The 24,309-nt window shown below is 73.8% G+C and carries 24 protein-coding genes and 1 pseudogene; 14 read left to right on the top strand and 11 right to left on the bottom strand.

Translation table 11 applies throughout. The annotated features are described in order from the left end of the window. Positions 1–20: 20 nt before the first annotated feature. The 3 genes from AC0OO9_RS17940 to AC0OO9_RS17930 all read left to right on the top strand — a co-directional run bounded on the left by AC0OO9_RS17940 (position 21) and on the right by AC0OO9_RS17930 (position 3,225). Complete coding sequence (locus AC0OO9_RS17940; protein ID WP_421457122.1) at positions 21–1,307, top strand: magnesium transporter MgtE N-terminal domain-containing protein; 1,287 nt, start codon at positions 21–23, stop codon at positions 1,305–1,307. Beyond that, a complete protein-coding gene (locus AC0OO9_RS17935) occupies positions 1,300–1,914 on the top strand; it encodes a DUF1003 domain-containing protein (RefSeq protein ID WP_132231644.1) in 615 nt (204 codons plus the stop codon). The genes AC0OO9_RS17940 and AC0OO9_RS17935 overlap by 8 nt, the downstream gene beginning before the upstream one ends. Before the next feature lie 162 nt (positions 1,915–2,076). Further along, positions 2,077–3,225: an Mrp/NBP35 family ATP-binding protein gene (locus AC0OO9_RS17930; protein ID WP_484511221.1), complete on the top strand. Its 1,149-nt coding sequence runs from the start codon at positions 2,077–2,079 to the stop codon at positions 3,223–3,225. A 171-nt stretch (positions 3,226–3,396) separates the two neighbouring features. Here AC0OO9_RS17930 and AC0OO9_RS17925 read toward each other — a convergent pair whose 3' ends face one another. Together AC0OO9_RS17925 and AC0OO9_RS17920 are read right to left on the bottom strand one after the other, a co-directional pair. Further along, on the bottom strand, positions 3,397–3,819 hold the full coding sequence (locus tag AC0OO9_RS17925; RefSeq protein ID WP_484511220.1) for a twin-arginine translocase TatA/TatE family subunit: 423 nt from the start codon (positions 3,817–3,819) through the stop codon (positions 3,397–3,399). Between the two features lie 74 nt (positions 3,820–3,893). Continuing rightward, positions 3,894–5,237, bottom strand: coding sequence for a S1C family serine protease (locus tag AC0OO9_RS17920; protein ID WP_484511219.1), 1,344 nt, complete (start codon positions 5,235–5,237; stop codon positions 3,894–3,896). Positions 5,238–5,516: 279 nt separating this feature from the next. On the opposite strand from AC0OO9_RS17920, the gene AC0OO9_RS17915 reads away from it, so the two are divergent. Further along, positions 5,517–6,104, top strand: coding sequence for an O-methyltransferase (locus AC0OO9_RS17915; protein WP_089003702.1), 588 nt, complete (start codon positions 5,517–5,519; stop codon positions 6,102–6,104). A gap of 46 nt (positions 6,105–6,150) precedes the next feature. Here the strand turns inward: AC0OO9_RS17915 and AC0OO9_RS17910 are convergent, their stop codons facing one another. After that, positions 6,151–7,617, bottom strand: coding sequence for a leucyl aminopeptidase family protein (locus AC0OO9_RS17910; RefSeq protein ID WP_484511218.1), 1,467 nt, complete (start codon positions 7,615–7,617; stop codon positions 6,151–6,153). 130 nt (positions 7,618–7,747) lie between these two features. Beyond that, complete coding sequence (locus AC0OO9_RS17905) at positions 7,748–7,915, bottom strand: DUF3117 domain-containing protein (protein ID WP_007455245.1); 168 nt, start codon at positions 7,913–7,915, stop codon at positions 7,748–7,750. Positions 7,916–8,104: 189 nt separating this feature from the next. On the opposite strand from AC0OO9_RS17905, the gene AC0OO9_RS17900 reads away from it, so the two are divergent. Both AC0OO9_RS17900 and AC0OO9_RS17895 read left to right on the top strand, forming a co-directional pair. Beyond that, positions 8,105–8,923, top strand: coding sequence for a PaaX family transcriptional regulator (locus AC0OO9_RS17900; RefSeq protein WP_484511217.1), 819 nt, complete (start codon positions 8,105–8,107; stop codon positions 8,921–8,923). A gap of 2 nt (positions 8,924–8,925) precedes the next feature. Next, positions 8,926–9,717, top strand: a complete 792-nt coding sequence (locus tag AC0OO9_RS17895; RefSeq protein ID WP_311410636.1) for an enoyl-CoA hydratase-related protein — start codon at positions 8,926–8,928, stop codon at positions 9,715–9,717. A gap of 67 nt (positions 9,718–9,784) precedes the next feature. On the opposite strand, the gene AC0OO9_RS17890 is transcribed toward AC0OO9_RS17895, so the two are convergent. From AC0OO9_RS17890 to AC0OO9_RS17875, 4 genes and pseudogenes are all read right to left on the bottom strand, one after another. Further along, complete coding sequence (locus AC0OO9_RS17890) at positions 9,785–10,408, bottom strand: hypothetical protein (protein ID WP_484511216.1); 624 nt, start codon at positions 10,406–10,408, stop codon at positions 9,785–9,787. Between the two features lie 13 nt (positions 10,409–10,421). Further along, entirely contained in the window at positions 10,422–11,003 is a 582-nt protein-coding gene (locus tag AC0OO9_RS17885; RefSeq protein ID WP_151454727.1) for a DNA-3-methyladenine glycosylase I, read from the bottom strand. 190 nt (positions 11,004–11,193) lie between these two features. Beyond that, positions 11,194–11,691, bottom strand: a complete 498-nt coding sequence (locus AC0OO9_RS17880) for an SRPBCC family protein (protein ID WP_484511215.1) — start codon at positions 11,689–11,691, stop codon at positions 11,194–11,196. A 317-nt stretch (positions 11,692–12,008) separates the two neighbouring features. Beyond that, positions 12,009–12,530 (bottom strand): annotated as a pseudogene (locus tag AC0OO9_RS17875) (DivIVA domain-containing protein); the annotation flags it as partial. A 199-nt stretch (positions 12,531–12,729) separates the two neighbouring features. On the opposite strand from AC0OO9_RS17875, the gene folP reads away from it, so the two are divergent. Next, entirely contained in the window at positions 12,730–13,599 is an 870-nt protein-coding gene (folP, locus tag AC0OO9_RS17870; protein WP_484511214.1) for a dihydropteroate synthase, read from the top strand. Positions 13,600–13,611: 12 nt separating this feature from the next. Here folP and ndhC read toward each other — a convergent pair whose 3' ends face one another. Next, positions 13,612–13,989: an NADH-quinone oxidoreductase subunit A gene (gene ndhC, locus AC0OO9_RS17865; protein ID WP_121396759.1), complete on the bottom strand. Its 378-nt coding sequence runs from the start codon at positions 13,987–13,989 to the stop codon at positions 13,612–13,614. A gap of 131 nt (positions 13,990–14,120) precedes the next feature. Here ndhC and AC0OO9_RS17860 point away from each other — a divergent pair, with 131 nt between their 5' ends. The 3 genes from AC0OO9_RS17860 (at position 14,121) to AC0OO9_RS17850 (ending at position 18,718) form a co-directional block, all read left to right on the top strand. After that, positions 14,121–15,530 (top strand): hypothetical protein, encoded by a 1,410-nt coding sequence (locus tag AC0OO9_RS17860; protein WP_484511213.1) that lies wholly within the window; start codon positions 14,121–14,123, stop codon positions 15,528–15,530. 313 nt (positions 15,531–15,843) lie between these two features. Beyond that, positions 15,844–17,691, top strand: a complete 1,848-nt coding sequence (locus tag AC0OO9_RS17855; RefSeq protein ID WP_132231666.1) for a 2-oxoacid:acceptor oxidoreductase subunit alpha — start codon at positions 15,844–15,846, stop codon at positions 17,689–17,691. Then, positions 17,684–18,718, top strand: a complete 1,035-nt coding sequence (locus AC0OO9_RS17850; RefSeq protein WP_416607142.1) for a 2-oxoacid:ferredoxin oxidoreductase subunit beta — start codon at positions 17,684–17,686, stop codon at positions 18,716–18,718. The genes AC0OO9_RS17855 and AC0OO9_RS17850 overlap by 8 nt, the downstream gene beginning before the upstream one ends. Positions 18,719–19,313: 595 nt before the next feature. On the opposite strand, the gene AC0OO9_RS17845 is transcribed toward AC0OO9_RS17850, so the two are convergent. Further along, on the bottom strand, positions 19,314–20,327 hold the full coding sequence (locus tag AC0OO9_RS17845; RefSeq protein ID WP_121396762.1) for a potassium channel family protein: 1,014 nt from the start codon (positions 20,325–20,327) through the stop codon (positions 19,314–19,316). A 205-nt stretch (positions 20,328–20,532) separates the two neighbouring features. Here AC0OO9_RS17845 and AC0OO9_RS17840 point away from each other — a divergent pair, with 205 nt between their 5' ends. The 3 genes from AC0OO9_RS17840 to AC0OO9_RS17830 all read left to right on the top strand — a co-directional run bounded on the left by AC0OO9_RS17840 (position 20,533) and on the right by AC0OO9_RS17830 (position 22,679). After that, entirely contained in the window at positions 20,533–21,030 is a 498-nt protein-coding gene (locus AC0OO9_RS17840) for a helix-turn-helix domain-containing protein (protein ID WP_484511212.1), read from the top strand. A 139-nt stretch (positions 21,031–21,169) separates the two neighbouring features. Continuing rightward, positions 21,170–21,769 carry a ClpP family protease gene (locus AC0OO9_RS17835; protein ID WP_132231676.1) on the top strand — a complete coding sequence of 200 codons (600 nt, stop codon included), beginning with the start codon at positions 21,170–21,172 and terminating at the stop codon, positions 21,767–21,769. A gap of 247 nt (positions 21,770–22,016) precedes the next feature. Next, positions 22,017–22,679 (top strand): class I SAM-dependent DNA methyltransferase, encoded by a 663-nt coding sequence (locus AC0OO9_RS17830; protein WP_484511211.1) that lies wholly within the window; start codon positions 22,017–22,019, stop codon positions 22,677–22,679. Positions 22,680–22,688: 9 nt separating this feature from the next. On the opposite strand, the gene AC0OO9_RS17825 is transcribed toward AC0OO9_RS17830, so the two are convergent. Next, positions 22,689–23,666: a zinc-binding dehydrogenase gene (locus AC0OO9_RS17825; protein WP_484511210.1), complete on the bottom strand. Its 978-nt coding sequence runs from the start codon at positions 23,664–23,666 to the stop codon at positions 22,689–22,691. Between the two features lie 236 nt (positions 23,667–23,902). On the opposite strand from AC0OO9_RS17825, the gene AC0OO9_RS17820 reads away from it, so the two are divergent. Then, positions 23,903–24,298 (top strand): RidA family protein, encoded by a 396-nt coding sequence (locus tag AC0OO9_RS17820; protein WP_484511209.1) that lies wholly within the window; start codon positions 23,903–23,905, stop codon positions 24,296–24,298. Positions 24,299–24,309: the final 11 nt, after the last annotated feature.

The following is a 24,309-nucleotide window of genomic DNA, read 5'->3' as shown; positions in this document are numbered from 1 at the left end:
AGGCGCTTAGGCTGGTGCCCGTGAGCACGCCGACCCGGGTCTACCTCGCCCGGCTCGCCGGGGTGGCCGTCTTCGATCCCAACGGCGACCAGGTGGGCCGGGTCCGCGACGCGGTGGGCAGGCTGCGGCCGACGCAACGCCCGCCCGAGGTGGTCGGTCTGGTCGCCGAGATGCCGATGCGGCGGCGCATCTTCCTCTCGCTGAACCGGATCACCTCCATCGACGCCGACGCGGTGGTGCTCGGCAGCGGCACGCTCAACCTGCGCCGCTTCGAGAAGCGCCCGAACGAGCTGCTCGTGCTCCAGGAGCTGCTGGACCGCCGGGTGCAGGTCGAGCCCGGCGGGCAGTCGGGCTCCGTGGTCGACGTGGCGATGGAGTGCAGCCGGGGCGGCGAGTGGTCGCTGGCCCGGGTCGCCGTACGCGAGCAGACCGGCCGGTTGACCCGCCGGGGCCACCTGCACCAGGTCGAGTGGGAGCGGGTACGCGGGCTGAGCGGCATCGCCGACAGCCGGGGCACGGCCAACCTGCTCTCGGTGCTGGAGGACATGCGCCCCGCCGACCTCGCCAACGCCCTCCAGGACCTCCCCGACACCCGGCGCAACGAGGTCGCCGCCGCGCTGGACGACGAGCGCCTGGCCGACGTGCTGAGCGAGCTGCCGGAACGCGACCAGGTGGAGATCCTGGCCGCGCTGGACCGCGAGCGGGCCGCCGACGTGCTGGAGGAGATGGACCCGGACGACGCCGCCGACCTGCTCAGTGAGCTGCCGCCGCCCGAGCAGGACGTGCTGCTCGACCTGATGCAGCCGGGCGAGGCCGATCCGGTGCGTCAGCTGCTCAAGTACACGCCGGGAACGGCAGGCAGCGTGATGACCTCCGAGCCGGTCATCCTGCCGCCGGACGCCACCGTCGCCGAGGCCCTGGCCCGGATCCGGGAACCGCAGCTCTCCCCCGCGATCGCCGCGCAGGTCTTCGTGTCCCGGGCGCCGATGACCACGCCGACCGGCCGTTACCTCGGTATGGTGCACTTCCAGCGGCTGCTCCGCGAGCCGCCGGCCGACCTGCTCGGCGGCATCGTGGTCAACGACATCGACCCGCTGCGGCCGACCACCCCGCTGCCGGAGATCACCCGCCGGATGGCCACGTACGACCTGGTCGCCATGCCCGTCATCGACCGCAACAACCGGCTGGTCGGCGCGGTCACGGTCGACGACGTGCTGGACCACCTCCTGCCCCGGGACTGGCGGGACCGGGACGCCGCCGAGCGCCCGTCCACCGTCGGGCCGACGCTGGACGGCGCGGATGGCTGAGCAGCGACGGGCGCAGCGGCTCGACCAGCCGCGCGAGCCCCGGGGCGTCAAGCTGCCCCGGTTCGACCCGGAGGCCTTCGGCCGGTGGTCCGAGGGGATCGCCCGGGGGATGGGCACCGCGAACTTCATCGTCTACATGACGATCGTGATCGCGCTGTGGTTCGGCTGGAACACCCTGGCCCCGGCGCACCTGCGCTTCGACCCGTACACCTTCACGTTCCTGACCCTGGTGCTGTCCCTCCAGGCCAGCTACGCGGCCCCGCTGATCCTGCTGGCGCAGAACCGGCAGGCCGACCGGGACCGGGTCTCCCTGGAGGAGGATCGCCGCCGGGCGACCATGCAGAAGGCCGACACGGAGTACCTGGCGCGGGAGATCGCCGCGCTGCGCAACGCGATGGGCGAGGTCGCGACCCGGGACTTCCTCCGTTCGGAGCTGGCCCGGCTGGCCGAGGAGCTGGACGAGGCGGGCCGGCGCCGGCAGCGGCTGGAACGCCGGCAGCAGGACAGGGTCCCGCAGCACGGCGACGGGCTGGAGGAGCCCCGCGACGACCTGGACGGCGATCATGCCCACGACGGCCGCCCGGAGGGCCGGGAGGCCGAGGCCTGAGCGGCCCGGACGCCGCCCGCCCCGGAGGACCGGCGCAGCGGGACCGACGCGATCGTCCCGCTTCGTCCGGTATGCCGCCCAGCGCAGCCGTCGCCATCGATTCGCTCACACCGCCCCCCGCTGACGGCGGTGGGGCAGGGCCGCCGACGTAGCATTGCGGGCATGTCAGCACCCGTCAGCACCGTCTCCGACGCGATCCAGGCCGCGCTGGCCACCGTCAACGACCCGGAGATCCGCCGGCCCATCACCGAACTGGGCATGGTCCGCTCCGCCGAGGTCGGCGACGACGGCGTCGTACGGGTCGAGCTGCTGCTCACCGTCGCCGGCTGCCCGCTGAAGGACAAGCTGCGCTCGGACATCACGGCCGCCGTCGGCGCGGTGCCCGGGGTGACCGGCGTGACGATCGAGTTCGGCGTGATGAGCCCCGAGCAGCGCCAGGAGCTCCAGGCGAAGCTGCGCGGCGGCGGCGCCTCCCAGGAGCCGGTCATCCCGTTCGCCCAGCCGGGCTCCCGCACCCGCGTGTACGCGGTCGCCAGCGGCAAGGGCGGCGTCGGCAAGTCCAGCGTGACGGTCAACCTGGCCGCCGCGCTGGCCGCCCGCGGGCTCTCCGTCGGCGTGGTCGACGCCGACATTTACGGCCACTCGGTGCCCCGGATGCTCGGCGCGGACGGCCGCCCGACCCGCGTCGAGGACATGATCATGCCGCCGCAGTCGCACGGCGTGAAGGTCATCTCGATCGGCATGTTCACCGCCGGCAACGCCGCCGTGGTGTGGCGCGGCCCGATGCTGCACCGGGCGTTGCAGCAGTTCCTCGCCGACGTCTACTGGGGCGAGCTGGACGTGCTCCTGCTCGACCTGCCCCCGGGCACCGGCGACGTGGCGATCTCCCTGGCCCAGCTGCTGCCCAACTCCGAGATCCTGATCGTCACGACCCCGCAGACCGCCGCCGCCGAGGTGGCCGAGCGGGCCGGGGCGATCGCGTTGCAGACCCACCAGCGCGTGGTCGGCGTCATCGAGAACATGTCCTGGCTGGAGCTGCCGGACGGCTCCCGGATGGAGGTCTTCGGCGCGGGCGGCGGCCAGGCGGTCGCCGAGTCGCTGACGAAGACCATCGGCGCGCAGGTGCCGCTGCTCGGGCAGGTCCCGCTCGACACCCGCGTGCGCGAGGCCGGCGACGTGGGCACCCCGATCGTGCTGGCCGAGCCGGAGTCGCCGGCCGCGAAGGCGCTGGGCCAGGTCGCCGACCGGCTCGCCCTGCGCCGGGAGTCGCTGCTCGGCAAGCCGCTGGGCCTCAAGCCCGCCGGCCGCTGACCGTACGCCGGCCACGGCCGGCACTGTCGCCACCCGCACGGGGGCGGCGTTCCCCCGGGAGCGCCGCCCCCGTCGCCGTCCGTGGCGACGCCGAGGCGGGCCGGGGCCGGGCCGGCGCGACCTCGCCGCTGACCAGGGGTCAGCTCGCGTCGTCGTACAGCTGCCCCGGGATCAGGTCGCGTCGTCGTAGCTGACCCGGGGGGCGGGGGCCGGGGCGGCGCCGGTGGCGGTCGCCGGGCGGCTGCCGTTCGCGCGCACGTCGGCGGCGGAGGCCACGTCCTTCAGCTCGTTGTGCACGCCGGTGACGTCCGCCCGCAGGTTGTCGTAGACGCCCTGGAGGGGCTTCCGGATCGCCTGCTCGTCCTCCTCGCTGAGCAGGTGCTTGCGGATGAACGCCTTCGGGTGCAGGTCCTCCAGCTGGATGTCGGTGCCCAGCTCGCGACTGAGGTCGGTGGTGGCGCTGCTGGCCATCGCGCGCAGGTTGCGCACCATGCGCAGGCCGTCGCTGATCACCGCGGGCAGCCGGTCACCGAAGATCAGCAGCGCCAGGAGCAGCAGCGCACCGATCTCCCACCAGTTCAGGTTCTCGAACACTGCGCGGGCCTCCTTCGGCGTCAGCAGCAAGACTACGCACGTGGGGCACCGGCCGGGGAGGGGGTGACCGGTCCCTACTTGGCGTCAGCGGCCAGGGTCACGGAGACGTTCTGCCGGTTGGTGCCCCGGCGGTACTCCACGGTCACCACCGCGCCGGGCGCGAACTTCCGGACCAGGGCGATCAGGTCGGTCGGTTCGGTCATCGGCCGACCGTCGAGCTTCAGGATCACGTCACCAGCCCGCAGCCCCGCGCCGGCCGCCGGGCCGGACGGCTCCACGGCCGCCAGGCGTACGCCGGCTCCTCCGGTGCCCGCGCCGGACCCGCCGACCTGGGCACCGATCACCGTGCGCCGGGCCTTGCCGGTGCCGATGATGTCCTGCGTGATCCGCTTGGCCTGGTTGATCGGGATGGCGAAGGCGAGGCCGATGTTGCCCGCCTCCTGCCCCTCGGAGACCAGCGACTTGATCGTCGAGTTGACCCCGATCACCCGGCCCGCGCCGTCGACGAGCGGACCGCCCGAGTTGCCGTGGTTGACCGCCGCGTCGGTCTGGATCGCCGCGTAGTAGCGCGTCGGGCCGCCGGGCTCGCCGGCCCGCATCGTCCGGTCCAGGGCGCTGACGATGCCGGCCGTGACCGTGTTGGCCAGCGAGAGCGGCGAGCCCATGGCCAACACCGGGTCGCCCACGGCCAGCGCGTCGGAGTCGCCGAACTCGACCGGCCGCAGGCCCGTCCGGGAGACCTTGATCACCGCGATGTCGGACTCCGGGTCCTGCCCGACGACGGTCGCCGGGGCCGAACTGCCGTCGTTGAAGACCACCGACGCCTTGCCGGTCGCCCCCGCGACCACGTGGTCGTTGGTGATGACGTGCCCGTCGGCGCTGGCGATGAAGCCGGAGCCCTCGCTCGTGCCGCCGAGGCCCGCCACCCGGACGGTCACCACGCTGGGCAGCACCCGCTCGGCGACCCCGGCCAGCGACTCGGGCCTGCGCTGGGCCAGGCCGGGCGCCTGCGGGTCCGCGCCGAGCACCGTGCCGGCCACGGCGCCCCCGCGCACCGCGAAGGCGTACCCGAGCGCGCCGCCCAGGCTGCCCGCGAGCAGCGCGGTGATCAACGGGATGAGGAGGAGCTGCCGCAGCGTCGGCCGGCCCGGGGCGTCCGGGTCGCTGACCGGCTCCGGCTCGGTGCCGGGGCTCGGCGCGGCCGGCAGCACCACGGCGGCCGGCGCGGTCGGGTCGCGCCACGGGTCGGCCAGCGCGTCGGACCACCAGGGCGAAGTCGTGCCGCCCCCGACGCCCTGAGGCGTCGGCGGCGACCCCACCGGCGGGTGTCCGGGCACCGGCGGTCGCGCCGGCGCCGGAGTTCCCCCGGGCTGGCGCCAGTCCCAGCCGTCGGTCACGTCGGTGCCCTCCCAGTCCATCCCCGGATCCCGCGCTCCACGGACCCGGCGACAGCGTCGCCCGGTCGCGCTGGCCGGAACACCGCTTCCAGGATTACACGGATGCCGCGGATGGAGTCACCGGTTGCCGACCGTGATCGTCGGGTGGCGGACGCGCGGCTGCGCCCGTTCGACGTCGCCTCTAGGCTCACAGTGCCCACCCGCCCCCGCACCACGCATGCCGCCCGGAGGTGTCCCATCGCCACGGTCGCCGGTTCCGGCAATTCGACGGCCCAGACCCTGCACTTCGCCGAGTCGTACGTGACCGAGGATCTCGTCCTGCGCACCGCCCGCAGCCTGGCCCACGAGGTCGGCCTGGAGGCGGTCACCCCCGGCGCCGGCGCGGCGCTGCGGCTGCTCGCCGCCGCCGGCAGCGCCCGGGCGGTGGTGGAGATCGGCACCGGCACGGGAGTCAGCGGGGTCTGGCTGCTGCGCGGGATGCGCGCCGACGGCGTACTCACCACCATCGACGTCGAGGTCGAGCACCAGCGGATCGCCCGACGGATCTTCACCGAGGCGGGATTCGCCGCCGGCCGCACCCGGATCATCACCGGCCGGGCGCTGGACGTGCTGCCCCGGCTCGCCGACGGCGCGTACGACCTGGTCTTCGTGGACGCGGAGGCGACCGGATTCGCCGCCTGCGTCGACGCCGCGCTGCGGCTGCTGCGCCCCGGTGGCGTGGTCGCGCTCAACGGCACGCTGGCCGGCGGCCGGATCGGTGACCCCGCCGCCCGGGACGTCGAGACGGTGACCGTCCGCGAGGCGATCAAGGCCATCCGGGAGTCCGAGCACTGGATCCCGGCGCTGCTGCCGGTCGGCCACGGGCTGCTCGCCGCCGTCAAGTGCTGACCCGCCGCTGACCGGGGGCCCGCCGGGGGCGGGCGCCGCCGGGCGGTCAACCCAGCGAGCCCAGCCAGCGCAGCAGCGAGCGTACGCCCCAGCCGGTCGCGCCCCGGGTCAGCTCGGCGTCGTCGCCGTCGGCCCACGACGGCGCGGACATGTCCACGTGCAGCCACCGGTCGCGCAGCCCGCCGGTGAACTCCCGCAGGTAGAGCGCGGCCATCACGGACCCGGCGCCCCGATCCGGCGAGCTGTGCAGGTCGGCCAGGTCGCTGCCGAGGTGCTCGGCGTAGTCGGCGGGCAGCGGCATCCGCCAGGCGGCCTCGCCGGCGGCGGCGACAGCGGCCAGCACGTCCGCGGCGAGCCCGTCGTTGTCGCTGTAGAGGGCGCCGGTGCGCTTGCCCAGCGCTACCGCGTTCGCCCCGGTGAGCGTGGCGAGGTCGACCAGCAGGTCGGGCTGGAGTTCGGCGACGGCGTACGCGAGCGCGTCGGCCAGGACCAGCCGCCCCTCGGCGTCGGAGTTGGTGGTCTCGCTGGTCGTGCCGCCGTAGTGGCGGATGATGTCGCCCGGACGGAACGCCGAGCCGCTGAGCATGTTCTCCGCCAGCGGCGCGAGCGTGGTGACCCGGACCGGCAGGCGCAGGGCCGCCGCGCCGAGGGTCGCCGCGACCACCGCCGCGGCCCCCGCCATGTCCTTGCGCATCAGCTTCATCGACGCCACCGGCTTGATCGAGATGCCGCCGGTGTCGAACGTGATCCCCTTGCCGACCAGCACCACGTGGGTACGCGCGTCGGCCGGCCGCCAGTCCAGCTCGACCAGGCGCGGGCCGCTGGCCGAGCCGCCCCCGACGGCCAGGATCCCGCCGAAGCCCTCGGCCGCCAGCTCCTCCGGCTCGCGGACCCGCAGGTGCAGGTCCGGCACGTCGGCGGCGAGGGCGGCGACCTGGTCGGCGAACCACTGCGGGTTCTTCACCGACGAGGGGGTGTTGGTGAGGTCGCGCGCGAACCAGGTCATCCGGGCCGTCGTCCGGGCCACCTCCAGGGTCGCGCTGTGCGCGTCCGGGTCGGTCATCACGACGTCGACCTCCGCCAGGGCGGGGGCGGTGCCGGCGTCGGTCAGCCGGAACCGGTACGAGGCCAGCAGCAGTCCCTCGACCAGTCCGCGTACGGCCGCCGACGTGGCACCGGCCGGCATGGCCAACGTGACGCGTGTCTCATCCTTCGCGGCCCGGGCCAGAGCTGCGCCGGCCGTCCGCCAGCCCGCCTCGTCGCCCTCGCCGATGCCGAGCAGCAGCAGCCGGCCCGGGTCCCGCCCGGGTCGCAGCTGCGCCTGGATCTCACCGGGGCGCCCGGTCAGTCGGGCCGCCGGCACCAGGGCGTCGGCCTCCTCGGCCACGCCGTCGGGCAGCGTCGCCCCGGTCGGGGCCGGTCGGGCCGGTTCGTCGTTGGCCGCACCTGGCCGGACAGGCAGAACGAGGGTGTCGAGCCGGTCCGGCTCGGCGAGCAGACGGATGGCGAGCACGCGGAGCCGTACCTCCAGGAAAGCTCGCGGAGCGTGGCTCCGCGGGAGAATGAAGACCCTGAGCCACCGGCGGGGCCGGTGGCTCAGGGGTTGACGAAAGGCCCACGCGGGCGCGCGGACCGTTCCTCGGTCAGCCGGCGGCTGCCTTCAGTGCGTCACCGAGCGCGTTGGCCTCGTCGGGAGTCATCTCGACGACGAGCCGGCCACCGCCCTCCAGCGGGACGCGCATGACGATGCCCCGGCCCTCCTTGGTGACTTCCAGCGGACCGTCGCCCGTCCGCGGCTTCATCGCCGCCATGTTGTCTCCCCTCAGACCTACACCAGGGTCGGTGGGTTGCCCCACAGCCACTTCGTCTTGACCACCGCAACCTACGCGGGGGTGTCGACCAACGATTTTCCCTGATGAACACCGCCGGACCCAAACCGAAGCAGCATTGATGTAACAGCATCTAGCTTATCCTGAGAAGGCCTGTCACAATGTGCGGTCATGCAGGCACGGTCGGCACTCTTCGACCTGTACGGCGACCACCTCCGGGCGAGGGGCGGCCGGGCACCCGTCGCCGCCCTGGTCAGGCTGCTGGCGCCGCTCGGGATCGCCCCGCCCGCCGTGCGTACGGCGGTCTCCCGGATGGTCCGTCAGGGGTGGCTCGACCCGTGTCGGCTGACCTCCGGGCCGGGATATTCGATCACCCCGAAAGCCGCCCGCCGGCTGGACGAGGCGGCGGCGCGGATCTACCGGACGGGCCGGATCACCTGGGACGGGCGCTTCGACCTGCTGGTGCTGGAGGCCCCCCTGTCCCGGCGGGACCGGCAGCGGCTCGCCGCCAACCTGACCTTCCTCGGCCACGGCGCCCTGGACGAGTGCACCTGGGTGGCGACCCGGCCCGGCGAGGACGTGGACGTGCTGCTCGACGAGGCGGGCGTGCGCTACGAGCGGTTCACCGCCGCGCACACCGCCGGCACCCCCGGCGCGATGGGCGTGGTGCGCCGGGCCTGGGACCTGGCGGAGATCGGCCAGGCGTACGAGCAGTTCGTCGCCGAGCAGCGACCGCTGCTGGCCGGGGTCACCGTGCGCAGCCTCGACGAGGAGGCGTACGCCGCCCGGTTCCGGCTCGTGCACGCGTGGCGTACCTTCCTGTTCCGGGACCCGCAGTTGCCCCCGGCGCTGCTCCCCGAGCGTTGGCCCGGCACCGCCGCGGCCAGTTTCTTCGACCGGCACGCGGCACGGCTGCGGCCGGCCGCCGACCGGTACGTCGAGCAGTGCCTCGACTCCGGCAACCGCATCGCCCGACAGAAGGGTCGTTAGAAGTGACCGAGCCGCTGCTCGTCGACCGCACCGACGCCGTCGTCACCCTGACGCTGAACCGCCCCACGGCGATGAACGCGCTCGACGTCGCGCTCAAGGAGGCGCTGCGCGACACGCTGGCCGAGCTGGAGACCGACCGGTCCTGCCGCGCGGTCGTGCTCGCGGGCGCGGGTCGGTCGTTCAGCGCCGGCCAGGACCTCCGTGAGCACGTGCAGACCCTGGAGTCCACCGACGGCAACCCGCTGGACACCGTCCGCGCGCACTACAACCCGATCGCCGCCCGGTTGGCCAACCTGCCCAAGCCGGTGGTCGCCGCCGTGCGGGGGATGGCCGCCGGGGCGGGCGCCTCGCTGGCCTTCCTCGCCGACATCCGCATCGGCGGGCCGTCGACCAGCTTCCTGATGGCGTTCGCCAAGGTCGGGCTCGCCGCCGACACCGGCGCCTCCTGGACGCTGCCCCGGCTGGTCGGGCACGCCAAGGCCATCGAGCTGCTGATGCTGGCCGAGCCGGTGGGTGCCACGGACGCCTGCCAGATCGGGCTGCTCAACCGCCTGGTGGAGGACGACGAGCAGGTGCTGCCGACCGCGCAGGAGCTGGCCGCCCGGCTGGCCGCCGGCCCGACCGTCGCGTACGGGGCGATCAAGCGGCAGCTCTCCATCGCCGACGCGGGCACGCTGGCCGACGCCCTGTCCGCCGAGGCGCAGGCGCAGTCGATCTGCGGGGGCACCGCCGACCACCGCGCCGGCACCCTGGCCTTCGTCAACAAGCAGAAGCCGGTCTTCGAGGGCCGCTGACGCCTCCCCGGGTCGGCCCGGCCCCGCGTTTCGCAGGCGGTGGGCCGGGCGGCCGTCGCCGGTCGGGTCAGTCGTCCTCCTCCGGATCCTGGTTGGCCTCCGCGCCGAGCACGAATGCCTGCATGGCCAACTCGTCGCCGGAGGGCGAGACGAAGGCCGGCAGCTCGCGGGGGCCCAGCTCCTGCACGTAGGCCCAGAACAGGCGGACCGCCTCGGCGGGCGACGCGGCCTCGATCGGCAGGTCCAGGCTGACCAGCCAGGAGCGCCGCTGCGGCGGCGGGCCGAGCCGGTCGGCCAGGGCCCGGAAGGCCGCCGGGTCCAGCGCGGTCACCGGCCCGTCGAGCGCCAGCGCGTCGGCCGGCGCCGGCTCGTCGAAGGCCCGCCGGGTGTACGCCACCACCAGCGGCGCCTCGACCCGCTCGGACTGCGGGTCGTCCGGGTCCTCCCGCTCCTCGCCGCCGGCCCCGGTGACCCGGCCCAGCGCCACCAGCCGGGGCGGCGCGTCGACCAGCACGGCCACCCGGTCGCCGGGGCGGGGTCGGGCGGCTTCGGTGAGGCCGGTCAACTCGAGCGTGTCGTGGTGGACGAGCCGCTCGGCCTCGTAGCGCCCGGTGGGCAGCAGCACCGCCCAGGCGCCCGTGCCGTCGGCGGGGCGCGCCCCGTCCACCCGGTGCGCGGTGTCGGTCGTCATGGCCTCCATCCCATCACGCCGCCCGCGCCGCCACGACGTGGCAGCCCGCAAGGTGGTCGTCGACCATCCCGGTGGCCTGCATCAGCGCGTAGGCCGTGGTCGGGCCGACGAAGCGGAAGCCCCGCTTCTTGAGCGCCTTGGCCATCGCGGTGGACTCGGCGGTCAGCGCCGGCACCTCCGCGAACGACGTGGGTCGGGCCGGCCGGGGCGGCGGGGCGAAGGACCAGAGCAGCGCGGAGAGCCCCTCCGGAAGCTCCAGCGCCGCCCGGGCGTTGGCGATCGCCGCCTCGATCTTGGCCCGGTTGCGGACGATGCCGGCGTCGGCGAGCAGCCGGGCGACGTCGGCGTCGCCGTAGTCGGCCACGGTCTCGATCCGGAACTCGTCGAAGGCAAGCCGGAACGCGGGACGTTTGCGCAGGATGGTCAGCCAGGACAGCCCCGACTGGAACGCCTCCAGCGTGAGCCGCTCGTAGAGCGCGTCGTCGCCGCGCAGGGGCCGGCCCCACTCGGTGTCGTGGTAGGCGGCGTAGTCGGGGGTGCTGTGCCCCCAGCCGCATCGCGGCAGCCCGTCGGCGCCGATCACCAGGTCAGTCACGCGTCCACGCTAGGGCACGGCTCCGACGGGCCCGCGCCCTGCGGCCCCGCGCCGCGCCCCGGCCGCCGGGCCCGGTCCGCCCGGGTTCGCCGACATCGGGGCGTCCCGGTCACGCCGACACCCCGATGTCGGCGACATCGAGTCGATCAAGCCAAGTCGCCCGACGGGGCACGATCCCCGGCCGCCCCGGTCAGGGAAGCCGGCCCTGCTCCACCAGCCGACCGAACTTCTTCAGCGCCTGGCTGAGGCTGAACTTCGACCCGGGCCAGAGCACCGGCCAGGCCACCCGGCCCGCCGGCCCGCCGGGCAGGTGGAACCACTCGTGCCAGACCACCTGGGTGCGGTTCCGCTCCAGCGGCGTGCAGCGGAGCACGCCGGGGCCGCGCAGCAGCTTCCCGCAGTGCACCACGCCCACCTCGTAGGGCGCGTCCACCCGGACCACCCGCATCTCGTCACGCAGCACGGCGGGGCCGAGCGCCGTGACCGCCTCGACCAGGCTGCCCTCGCCGCCGTCGCCCTCGACCACCCGGACGGTGGTGAAGGGGATCCAGTCGGACTGCCGCTCCCAGGCGGTCAGCGCCGCGAAGACCCGCTCCGCCGGCGCGTCGACGATCACCGTGGCGGTGACCTCGCCCGCGCCGGGCTGCGCCACCTCGCGCAGGTCGTCCCCGGGTTCCGGACCGGTCACTTCGACTCCGACCCCGACCCGACCACCGGGCCGGGGCTGGTCGCGTCACCCGCCGGCCGCGTCGTGCCGTCGCCCGCGTCGGTCCGGTGCGCGGCGGCGTCGCCCGCGTCCGTCCGGTCAGCGTCCGCGTCGGACGGGTCCAGGGCCGTGTCGCCCGCGCCGGGCCGGTCCACGGCCGCGTCGGCCGCGTCAGGCCGGTCCACGGCGGTGTCGCCCGCGCCGGGCCGGTCCACGGCGGTGTCGGCGTCGCCGGTCCGGTCCACGGCGCGGTCGGCGCCGGGTCGGGCGAAGGCGGCGTCGCCGGGGTGCCCGGTGGCTGCGGAGCCGGCCGGCGCCGCGTCCTTCGCCGCCGATGCGGCGGTCGGGCCCGCGAACGCGGGGATCGGCGCGACGACCACGTCGGTGTCCCCCGGCGCGTCCGGGCGGTCGGCCCCGACCGGCACCGTCCCCCGGGCCTCCGGCGACGACTCGGCGGCGGCCCCGGCCGCCTGCTCCCGCGCCCGGCGCAGGGCGTCGGCATCCGCCGTCCGCCCCTCGCGCAGCGCGGCGACCTCCGCCTCCAGCACGCCGATCAGCTCGGACTTGTAGCCGATGTCGTAGGCCGCCCGGCGCAACGCGTGGTCGACCTGGGCCATGCGGTAGCCCCGCAGCGCCGTGTCGAACCGGACCTCGCCCACGTCGGACTCGGCGAGCGGGCGGGACGCCGGCAGCGGCACGGACCGTCCGTCCGGCTCGGCCGGCACCAGGCCGGGATCCCGGCCGGAGACCAGCACCGTCACCCCGAACACGACCGCCGCGACGGTCAACGCCACGACCAGCAGGAGCAGAACCTGACCCATGCACAGATCGTGGCATGTCGAACCGCCGGGAGCGACCCCGCCACCCTCCGCGCCCCGGATCCGTGCCGAAGACCCCCGCCCGACGCACCCGTACGGGAGGCGGCGACGGCGGACCGGCGGGGCCCGACCCGGGCGGACCGGCTAGCGTCGTCATCGGCCGACGGCGGGGACGGTCGGCGGCGGACCTTCAGGAGGCGGCATGGCCGGGGCGCTTCGGCTCGGTGGGCGCACGTTCGGCCCGGACGAGCTGGTGGTGATGGCGATCGTCAACCGCACGCCGGACTCGTTTTTCGACCAGGGCGCGACCTTCGCGCAGGACAGCGCGCTGCGCGCCGTGGAGCGGGCGGTCGAGGAGGGTGCCGAGATCATCGACATCGGCGGGGTCAAGGCCGGTCCCGGCGCCGAGGTCGACGTGACCGAGGAGATCCGTCGCACGGTGGCGACCATCGCCGCCGTCCGGGCCGCCTTCCCCGACGTGGTGATCTCGATCGACACCTGGCGGGCCGAGGTGGCGGTGGAGGCGGTGGCGGCGGGCGCCGACCTGCTCAACGACACCTGGTCCGGCGCCGACCCGGCCCTGGCCCAGGTGGCGGCGCAGACGGGCGCCGGTCTGGTCTGCTCGCACGCCGGCGGCCTGGCGCCCCGGACCCGCCCGCACCGCGCGGCCTTCGCCGACGTGGTCGCCGACGTGCTCACGACGGTGACCGGGCTCGCCGACCGCGCGGTCGCGCTGGGCGTACGCGCCGACGGGATCCTGATCGACCCGGCGCACGACTTCGGCAAGAACACCCGACACTCCTTGGAGATCACCCGCCGGCTCGGCGAGCTCTCCGGCACCGGCTGGCCGCTGCTGGTGGCCCTGTCGAACAAGGACTTCATCGGCGAGACGCTGGACCTGCCGGTGGCCGAACGGCTGGAGGGAACGCTCGCGGCCACGGCGGTCTCGGCCTGGCTGGGCGCCCGGGTGTTCCGCGCGCACCAGGTCCGCCCCACCCGGCGGGTGCTCGACATGGTCGCCTCGATCCGGGGCGACCGTCCGCCGACGCTGACCCGGCGCGGCCTCGCCTGACCGAGGCCGAGGTCAGGACCAGCGCAGGATGTTCTTGCGCCAGGCGTAGAGGATGCCGAGCGCCAGCACCGCGACGAAGACCGCCATCTCCACGACCGTGACCATGCCGAACCCCGGCCGGTCGAAGACGACCGCCCAGGGGAAGAGGAACACCGACTCCACGGCGAACAACACGTAGAGGTACGCGTACACGTAGTAACGGATCTGCATCTGCGCCCAGTCGGCGCCGACGGGGTCGAGGCCGCACTCGTAGCTGGTGCGCTTGCCGAAGGGATCCGCCGGACGGGCAGGGCGTAACACCCGGTTGGCCGAGAACGCCGTAACGAAGAAGAGGACGCTGGCGAGCAACAACAGCCCGAGCGTCGCGTACGAGCCCAGGTAACCGGTCACGGTCGCTGAGCCTACCGCTCCTCGTCGCGGCCCGGGTCGAACCCGTTACGGATTCGTTTCCCGGCGGGACTAGTGCCCTCTGGCAACAATTGTCGAATATTGGGATCTCACTCATCGTCACCGGAGGACAGATGGCTCGCGTGGACGTACGGCCCAGCCGGCGGGCGCGTGACCGACGCGTCGTGCCCCTGTTGGCGATCGGCCTCGCGGTCGGACTGACCGTCGCCGCGGTGCCCGGCTGGGCGACCGCCGCACCGACCGCCGCCCGGGCCGCCTCCAGCGCGACCGAGCCGGCCGGCGAGCCGGGCGGGGACACGCCCACGGCGGATCCGACGGACACGGGGCCGGTGCCCACCGAGGCGCCCTCGACCACCGCGCCGCCGCCGGAGACCACGCCACCGGCCCCGACGACCGAGCCGGCACCGACGACGACGGCCCCGGAGCAGCCGGCGCCGACCACCGCCGCACCGACCACCGCCGCACCGCCCCCGGCGCCGTCGGTGCCGCCGGTCCGGCCCTCCGCGCCCGCCGCCACCCCGCCGGCACCCCTGGCCGGGGTCAGCGTCACGACCGACGACGTCACCCTGACCGCCGCGTACTGGAACACGGCGAGCACGGTGACCACGCTCCGGGTGACCATCACGAACACGGGCGCCACGCCCGCCCGCATCGGGCTGTCCTACACGCTGCCGGCCGGGCTGTCCGACGCCGGCACCACGGGCTGCGCGCTGGTCGGCGGCGGGGAGCACCGCTGCGGGGAGTGGGCCAGCGCGCCCGGCGCCCGGTTCAGCACCCTGCTCCGGGTACGCGTCGACGGTGACGCCTGGAAGCGGATGCCGCTCAGCGGCTCCGTCCGGGTCACCGCGACCGCCCCCGGCGCGCCCGGCCCGGTGGGCGACGACGAGGGGTTCGCCGTGCTCTTCCCGCCCGGCCCGCCGGTGCCGGGGATCAGGCTGGACGCCGACGCGGTCTCCTTCGACATCAGTGGCGGGTCGAGCGGGCTCGACGTGCGCCTGGGCAACACCGGGAAGGTGGACGCCGAGGGCCGGATCGAGGTGGTCCTGCCGGCCGGGGTGACCGTGCCGACGCCCCCGTCCGGCTGCACCACGGTCGACCCCTCCCGTACGCGCTGCGAGCTGGGCACCCTCGCCGCCGGCCGGACCGCGCAGCTGCGGCTGCCGGTCTCCGCGACCCCCGAGGCGCAGCGGCAGGCCCCGCTGGCCGGCGCGGTGCTCGGCCAGCTCGACCCGCGCAGCGGCCGGGCCCGCCAGGTGCAGATGAGCTTCCGGATCACCGCCGCCGCCGCGCTGGCGACCCCGGTGGCCTCGCCGCCCGCGCCGACCGGGTCGCAGGGCGTGCTCGCCGCCGACGCCGCGGCCGTCGGCGGCGACGGCGGAGGTGGCTCGGTACGGCGGACGGCGATCCTGCTGATCGTGGTCTCCACGCTGCTGGTGGTCTTCGCCCTCACGCTGGCGACCACCTCCCTGCGGCGGCGGATGACCGCCCCGGCGGGTGGACCGTCCACGGCACCGACCGAGTGACCCGGGCGGTCCTGGTCCGACCGGGTCTGCCTCCCGCCCACCCCACAACCGGTGATCTGGATTACGGCGGGCGGACGGAAACACCTCAAATCGGGGTGGAATCTCGCTGGATCGCATCCCACAGGGCGGCCTCCGAGAAGGTTGGGGCCGCGATTCGACGTAGGCTCTCAGGTGAGGTAACTACAGCGGACCGGGCCCGCCTCGGCGGGTCTGGTGCAGCGGTGCGTCAAGGAGGTCACGTGGCCGGGCAAGGCGAGGTCACCATCATGTTCAGCCGCCCGCGCGACCGTGCCCAGCGAAGCGAGGTGCAGGCGTGACCAAGCAGATCCGTCAACTGGACCGGGTGGTCATCCGGTTCGCCGGTGACTCCGGCGACGGCATGCAGCTCACCGGCGACCGGTTCACCTCGGAGACCGCGCAGCTCGGCAACGACATCTCCACGTTGCCGAACTTCCCGGCGGAGATCCGGGCTCCCGCCGGCACCCTGCCGGGCGTGTCGAGCTTCCAGGTGCACTTCGCCGACTACGACATCCTGACCCCCGGCGACTCGCCGAACGTGCTGGTGGCGATGAACCCGGCGGCGCTCAAGGCCAACCTCGCCGACCTGCCACGGGGCGCGGACATCATCGTCAACACCGACGAGTTCACCAAGCGCAACCTGGCCAAGGTCGGCTACCAGTCGAACCCGCTCGAGGACGACTCGCTCGCCGGCTACGTGGTGCACCCGGTGGCGCTGACCTCGATGACGGTGGGCGCGCTCGCCGAGCTCGCGGTGTCCAAGAAGGACGCCGAGCGGGCCAAGAACATGTTCGCCCTCGGCCTGCTCTCCTGGATGTACAACCGGCCGTACGAGTCGACGCTGCGCTTCCTGGAGCGCAAGTTCGCCGCCCGCCCCGAACTGGTCGCGGCGAACGTCGCGGCGTTCCGGGCCGGCTGGAACTTCGGCGAGACCACCGAGGACTTCGCGGTCCGCTACGAGGTCAAGCCGGCGAAGATGCGGCCGGGCACCTACCGCAACATCACCGGCAACGCGGCCCTGTCGCTCGGCCTGGTGGCCGCCGGCGTCCGCTCCGGGCTGCCGGTCTTCCTGGGCGCCTACCCGATCACCCCGGCGTCGGACATCCTGCACGAGCTGAGCAAGCACAAGCGCTTCGGCGTGCTCACCATGCAGGCCGAGGACGAGATCGCCGCGGTCGGCGCGGCGTTGGGGGCGTCGTACGGCGGCTCGCTCGGCGTCACCACCACCAGCGGCCCGGGCGTCGCGCTCAAGAGCGAGACGATCTCCCTCGCGGTGGCGCTGGAGCTGCCGCTGGTCATCGTCGACGTGCAGCGGGCCGGTCCCTCCACGGGCATGCCCACCAAGACCGAGCAGGCCGACCTCAACATGGCGCTCTACGGCCGCCACGGCGAGGCCCCGATCGCGGTGATCGCGCCGAAGTCGCCGTCGGACTGCTTCCACGCGGCCATCGAGGCGGCCCGGATCGCGCTGACCTACCGCACGCCGGTCATCCTGCTGTCCGACAACTACGTCGCCAACGGCTCCGAGCCGTGGCTGCTGCCCGACGTCGAGTCGCTGCCCGACCTGCGCGTCGAGTTCGCCACGAAGCCCAACGGCGACGACGGCACCACGTTCCTGCCCTACCTGCGCGACCCGGAGACCCTGGCCCGGCCGTGGGCCGTCCCGGGCACCGCCGGGCTGGAGCACCGCATCGGCGGCCTGGAGAAGGCCGACAAGACCGGCGACATCTCGTACGACCCGGCGAACCACGACTTCATGGTGCGCACCCGGGCGGCCCGGATCGAGACGATCCCGGTGCCGGACGTCGAGGTCGAGGACCCGGACGGCGACGCCCGGGTGCTGGTGCTCGGCTGGGGCTCCACGTACGGGCCGATCGGCGCGGCGTGCCGGGGCCTGCGCCAGCGCGGCCATGCCATCGCGCAGGCGCACCTGCGGCACCTCGCCCCGATGCCGGCCAACCTCGGCACGGTGCTGCGCTCCTACGACCGCGTGGTCATCCCCGAGATGAACCTCGGCCAGCTCGCCCACGTGATCCGGGCGAAGTACCTGGTCGACGCGATCGGCTACAACCAGGTCCGCGGCCTGCCGTTCACGGCCAACGAGCTGGAGACGATGCTGGAAGAGGTCCTGAAGAATGTCTGAGCCCGTCGCCCTCAAGCTCACCGCCAAGGACTTCAAGTCCGACCAGGAGGTGCGCTGGTGCCCCGGCTGCGGCGACTACGCGATCCTCGCCGCGATCCAGCAGTTCATGCCGGAGCTGAACATCCCGCGCGAGCGGATCGTCTTCGTCTCGGGGATCGGCTGTTCGTCGCGCTTCCCGTACTACATGAACACCTACGGGATGCACTCGATCCACGGCCGCGCCCCGGCGATCGCCACCGGCCTGTCGGCCAGCCGGCCCGACCTGTCGGTCTGGGTGGTCACCGGTGACGGCGACGCGCTCTCCATCGGCGGCAACCACCTGATCCACGCGCTGCGCCGCAACGTCAACCTGAAGATCCTGCTGTTCAACAACCGGATCTACGGCCTGACGAAGGGGCAGTACTCGCCGACCTCCGAGGTCGGGAAGGTCACGAAGTCGACCCCGGCCGGCTCGGCCGACGCGCCGTTCAACCCGCTGTCGCTCGCCCTCGGGGCCGAGGCCACCTTCGTGGGCCGCACCATCGACTCGGACCGCAAGCACCTCCAGTCCGTGCTGCGGGCGGCGGCGGAGCACCAGGGCTCGGCGTTCGTGGAGATCTACCAGAACTGCAACATCTTCAACGACGGCGCGTTCGACCAGCTCAAGGAGCCGACCACCCGCGACGACTTCCTGATCCGGCTGGAGCACGGGCAACCGATCACGTTCGGCAAGGACGGGCAGTTCTGCGTCGTGCACCCGCCCGGCGGGTTCGGCCTGGAGGTCCGGGAGACCGCGTCGGTAAGCCCGGGTGAGATCGTCGTGCACGACGCGACGGTCACCGACCCGGCATACGCCTTCGCGCTGTCCCGCCTGCCCGGCCTGGACCTGCGGAACACCCCGATCGGAGTTTTCCGCTCGGTGGACCGGCCGTCGTACGACAGCGTGGTGCAGGAGCAGCTCGCCGAGGCGAAGGCGAAGGTCACCGAGACCCCGGAGCAGCAGCTCGCCGGCCTCCTCGCCAGCGGGGACACCTGGACCATCCTCTGACCGGCGCGCCCGGCCGCCCCTGAGCGAGCAGTCGGGGAGGGCTGGCCGCCAAGGGGCCAGAACCGCGTAGAAGGGTCCGCCACCGACCGGTGGCGGACCCTTCTACGTTGCTGGAACCAAGAGCCGGGGCCGCACCGTCACGCCACGCGGAGTAACAGAACCCATTTCCTCGCGATTCGCTACGTTCAGTAACGGCAATGTCGGCACTGAAGTGAATCCTGACTGCCGCCAATCAGGCTGGCAGGCCTGTGACCAGCGGATTCAGCGAATCTCGCGCCGACAAGCCGCCCGCCCCCTGAGGGCCTTTGCTCTGCATCCGTATACGCACCAGGCACTCAGGGTCGCTGGCGCATATATGGATGCAGAGCAAAGGGCGCGGACTGGAGTGGCACCCGGAGGACAATTTGTTACCGGACGTGACCACAGATGGCGCGTTGTCCACGCGAAGAGGGGTGACGGCTCGGACCCCACGGATCGGACGTCTGCGACCGGCCGCCAACGCCCGACCGATCAGGGCGACCGGAGGCCAGGATGGCCACAAATCAGGGTGACTACAAATCAGGGTGACCACAGGTCAGGGCAGGGCGACCAGGGATCAGGGGGCGGTGGTCGCCTGCGGGCGGTCGTCGCGTACGTGCACCAGCATGTCGCCGGTCTCGATGACCGCGCCGGCCTTGTCGGCCAGGGTGACCACCTTGCCCCGCCGAACCAGGGCGATGACCAGCGATTCCAGCTCGCGGGGTGAGCGGCCCACCTCGGAGCGCTCGGCGGAGCGCATCGCCAGCGCCATGCCCTGGCCGGGGGTGAGCAGGTCCTCCACCACGTCGATCAGCGGCGGGGCCGAAGTGGACAGGCCGAGCAGCCGGCCGGCGGTGGCCGAGGAGACGATCACGTGGTGGGCACCGCTCTGCTTGAGCAGCGGGGCGTTCTCCGCCTCCCGGGCGGCGGCGATGATCCGCACCTGCCCGGCGGTGAGCTGCCGTACGGTCAACGCCACCAGGACCGAGGCGTCGTCGCTGTCGGTCGCGATGATCACCGCCTTGGCGTTGCGTACGTGTGCCTCGTTGAGCACCGACGAGCGGGTCGCCGAGCCCTCGATCGCCACCAGACCGGCCGAGGTGGCCTGCCGCAATGCCGGACCGCTGCGTTCCACTACCACGATCCGGGACTTGTCGAGCCCGTTCTCGAGCAGGGCGGAGACCGCGCTGCGGCCCTTCGTGCCGTAGCCGCAGATGATGACGTGGTCCTTCACGGCTCTCCTCCACCGCGACAGGCGACGCCCGGTGCGGTACTGCTCGGTCAGCACTTCCAGGGTGGTGCCGACCAGGATGATCAGGAAGATCACCCGGGCCGGCGTGATGTAGACGACGTTGATCAGCCGGGCCGTCTGGCTGACCGGGGTGATGTCCCCGTAGCCGGTGGTCGAGAGGGTGACCACCGCGTAGTAGAAGCAGTCGAGGAGGGTCAGCGCGTCCTCGTTGACGTCGCGGTAGCCGTCCCGGTCGAGGTAGACCACGGCGACGGTGGCGAAGACCAGGCCGATGGCGGCGGCCAGCCGGAGACTCAGCGCGCTCAGGGGGCCCCGTCGCTGGGCGGGAAAGTGGATCACGTGAGGGCCTGTCCTGGCCCTGTCGTCGCCTGCACGACCACAACATAGCGGCCTTCGCGGATCTCGCACGGCGGGGTCGTCGACCCGGGCCGCCACGGCTCACCCCGGCTCGCCCCACGACGCGCGGCACGACGGGACGACCCGCGCGCCCGACAGGGGGCATGATGGGGGTGTCCCGGACGACGAGCCCGAGAGTGAGGCCCGCATGTCGTTGCTGCGACGAGTGATAGGCGGGGTGCTGCGCCGGCTCCGGCTGCGGCAGGGCCGCACGCTGCGCGAGGTGGCCGAGGCCGCCGGAGTGTCGGTGCCCTACCTGTCCGAGGTCGAACGCGGTCGCAAGGAGGCCTCCTCGGAGGTGCTCGCGGCGATCTGCCGGGCGCTCGGCATCCACCTGTCCGACCTGCTGGAGGAGGCGCGCGACGACCTGCGTCGGGTCGAGCCGCGCATCCCGGCCGCGCCCCGGGCCGGCCTGGCCCGGCTGGAGCGGGCGGAGGTCGGCCGGCCCGACGTCGTCACCCCGTCCGGGCAGGTCGCTCCCCGGGCCGGTGGCCCCCTGCTCCACCTGGCTCCGCGTCCGGGCGGCACGACCCTGCGGGTCGGGCGGCCCACCTCCGCCGTGGGCGGGCGCTCCGGCCCGCGTACCCGCGTCGCGCTGGGCTGCGGGCGGACGCGGGTGGGCGCGCGGACGTTGACCGTCGTCTAGGCCGGCCGGTTCTGCCGTCGGCTGATCTGCCGCCGGCAGAATGGCTGGCCCCGCGCGTCCCGTTCCGCGCAGGCTGGAGGTGCCGGTCCCCCGGGCGCCCCTCCGGTCGCCCGCCGGCAGTGCCGGAAGGGCGGACGCGATGATCGGTCTCGACGTGCGGATGTTGGACGGTGGGCAGCCGTCCTTCGGCGACCAGGTGTTCGACCGGCTGCTGAAGGAGCGGATCATCTTCCTCGGCACCGAGGTCACCGACGCCTCGGCGAACCAGATCTGCGCCCAGATGCTGCTGCTCGCCGCCGAGGACCCGGAGCGCGACATCGTGCTCTACATCAACTCGCCGGGTGGCTCGGTCAGCGCGGGCATGGCCGTCTACGACACGATGCGGTTCGTCCGCAACGACGTGGCAACGGTGGCGCTCGGCTTCGCCGGCTCGATGGGGCAGTTCCTGCTCTGCGCCGGCACGGCCGGCAAGCGTTACGCGCTGCCCCACTCACGGATCATGATGCACCAGCCGTCCGGCGGGATGGGCGGCACCGCCGCGGACATCACGATCCAGGCGGAGAACATGCTGCACGTGAAGCGGACCATGCAGGAGCTGATCGCCCGGCACAGCGGGCGCAGCCTGGAGGAGATCCAGCGGGACTGGGACCGCGACCGGTGGTTCACCGCCGAGCAGGCCCGCGAGTACGGCCTGATCGACCGGGTGGTCACGAGGGCCGAGCAGCTCCCGGGGAGCTGACGGAGCCCGGCCGCGACGGGAGGCGGCGACACCGGCGCCGGACGCGCCCCCTCACTCCGCGTCCGACCTCCGGTACGCGATGGCCATCGCCGTGCTGGCCGCCGATACGACGGAGCCTATTCCCGCCAATGGGATTCCGCGCGGACTGCCGACGCAGCGTCTTGGGGGCGAATCTCGTTACGTCCGCCGACGCCGCGTAGCGCAGGTGTCCGCCGTCCGGCGCGCAGGACCGGTAGCGTGTCTGGGCGTGATCGAATCCGGGCACCCGCATGACACCCGATCGTCCTACGACGCCCTGGCCGTCGACTACGCCGAGTGGCTCCAGGACGAGCTGGTCGCCAACCCGTGGGAGCGATCGGTCCTCGCCGCCTTCGCCGACCTCGTACGCGCCGCCGGGAACGGGCCCGTCGCCGACGTCGGCTGCGGCCCCGGCCGGCTCACCGGGTACCTGCACGGGCTCGGGCTCGACGCGTTCGGCATCGACCTCTCCCCGCGGATGGTCGAGGTCGCCCGCCGGACCCACCCCGACCTGCGCTTCGACGTGGGCGCGATGCCCGATCTGGGGCTACCCGACGCCTCCCTCAGCGGCATCGTGGCCTGGTACTCGACCATCCACGTCCCGGACGACCTGCTCCCGGCCACCTTCGCGGACTTCCACCGGACGTTGACGCCCGGCGGTCACCTGGTGCTGGCGTTCCAGGTCGGCGACGAGCCGCTGCACCTGACCGAGGCGCTCGGCCACCCGGTCTCGCTGGAATTCCGGCGCCGCCGACCGGACCGGGTCGCCGAGCTGCTGACCGACGCGGGGCTGGACGTCCGCGTCCGGCTGGTGCGCGAGCCCGAGGCCTTCGGGAGCCAGCCGGAGCGCACGCCGCAGGCGTACCTGGTGGCCCGCCGGCCGGCCGGCTGACGCGCCGGGTCAGCGCGCGACGGTCAGCACCACCTTGCCGAGCGCCCGGCGTCCCTCCAGGTCGGCGTGCGCGGTGGCGGCGTCGGCCAGCGGGTAGGTCGAGACCAGCGGACGCCACCAGCCCTGCCCGGCCAGCTCTAGCGACCGGGCGGCCAGCGCCGGGATGCCGCCAGGCAGGGCGCGGAGCCGCTGACCCAGCCAGCCCACGGTCAGGCCCCGACCGACGACGTCGCCGGTGTCGATCCGGGTCGCCTCGCCCGCCGACCAGCCGAACATCATGAACCGGCCGCCCGGCCGCGTCAGCTCCAGGGCGGCCCGGCCCACCGCGCCGCCCACCCCGTCGTACACGAGGCTCGGGCCGCCGACCCGGTCCCGCACCGCTTCGACCCAGTCCGGGCGGCCGTAGTCCACCACGAGGTCCGCGCCCAGCTCGCGCAGCTTCGCCGTCCGGTCGGCACCGCGCGCCGCCGCCACCACGGTGGCGCCGGTCGTCCGCGCGGCCTGCGTCAGCAGCCAGCCGACCCCGCCGGCCGCCGACGGCACGAAGACGACGTCGTCCGCCGTCGGCGGCTCCAGGTCGAAGATCCCGAGTGTCGTACGGCCCGTGCCGACCGCGGCCACCGCCTCGGCGTCGGTCAGCCCCGGCGGTACGGCATACAGGGAGCCGACGTCGGTGACCGCCTGCTCGGCGTACCCGCCCGGCACCATGCCCAGGTGGGCGACGACCCGCCGCCCGCGCCACGCCCCGTCCACGCCCTCGCCCAGCTCGTCGACGACGCCGGCGACCTCCCGGCCGGGGATGGTCGGCAGGTCGGGCGGCGGGAGCGGGCCGCCGGCCTCGCCCCGGCGCAGGGTCGTGTCGAGCAGGTGCACGCCGCTCGCCGACACCGCGATCCGGACCTGGCCGGGGCCGGGTGTCAGGTCGGGCAGGTCGTCGAGCACCAGGTTTCCGGGGGGACCGAACTCGTGAAGCCGAATGGCACGCATGCCCCCATCCGACAACCTCAATCCCGCTTCAGGTCAACCCCGCAGTCAGACGGTCGGCACCACCATCGGGGTTCCCGTCGCCGGGGAAGGTTGGGCGAGGGCCCGATCCGGGTACCAGAAGGCTCCCGGACGAGACGCGGTTCCGGTCCGTCCGGGATTCGGTCCCCCGGGACGACCTTTAGACTAAGGTCACAGTCCGTAATCCGGATTCCCCCGGACAATCGGAAGGACTACACGTGATCGAGACCATGCAGATGAGGCCGATCAACCCCGAGTCGGTGCCGGAGGCCACGGGCGGTTACCACAACGCGCTGGAGGTCCAGACCGCCGGGCGGATGCTGTTCATCAGCGGGCAGATCCCCCAGACCCGGGACGGGTACGTCCCGGCCACCCCCGAGGCGCAGTGCCGGCTGGTCTGGGACAACATCCGGGCCGTCCTCGCCGACGCCGGCATGGACGTCGACAATCTGGTCAAGGTGACCACGTTCCTGGCCGACCGCCGGCACGCCGACGTCAACACCAAGGTCCGCAACGAGGTGCTCGGCGCACACCGCCCCGCACTCACGGTGATCGTCACCGGGATCTTCGACCCGGAGTGGATCATTGAGATCGAGGCGATCGCCGTCGCCTGACCGGCCCGTCC

This window comes from Micromonospora sp. USAFONa4 (genome assembly GCF_057197825.1).
Note: the sequence above shows the minus strand (reverse complement) of the source record. Positions and strands in the feature narration are given on the sequence as shown.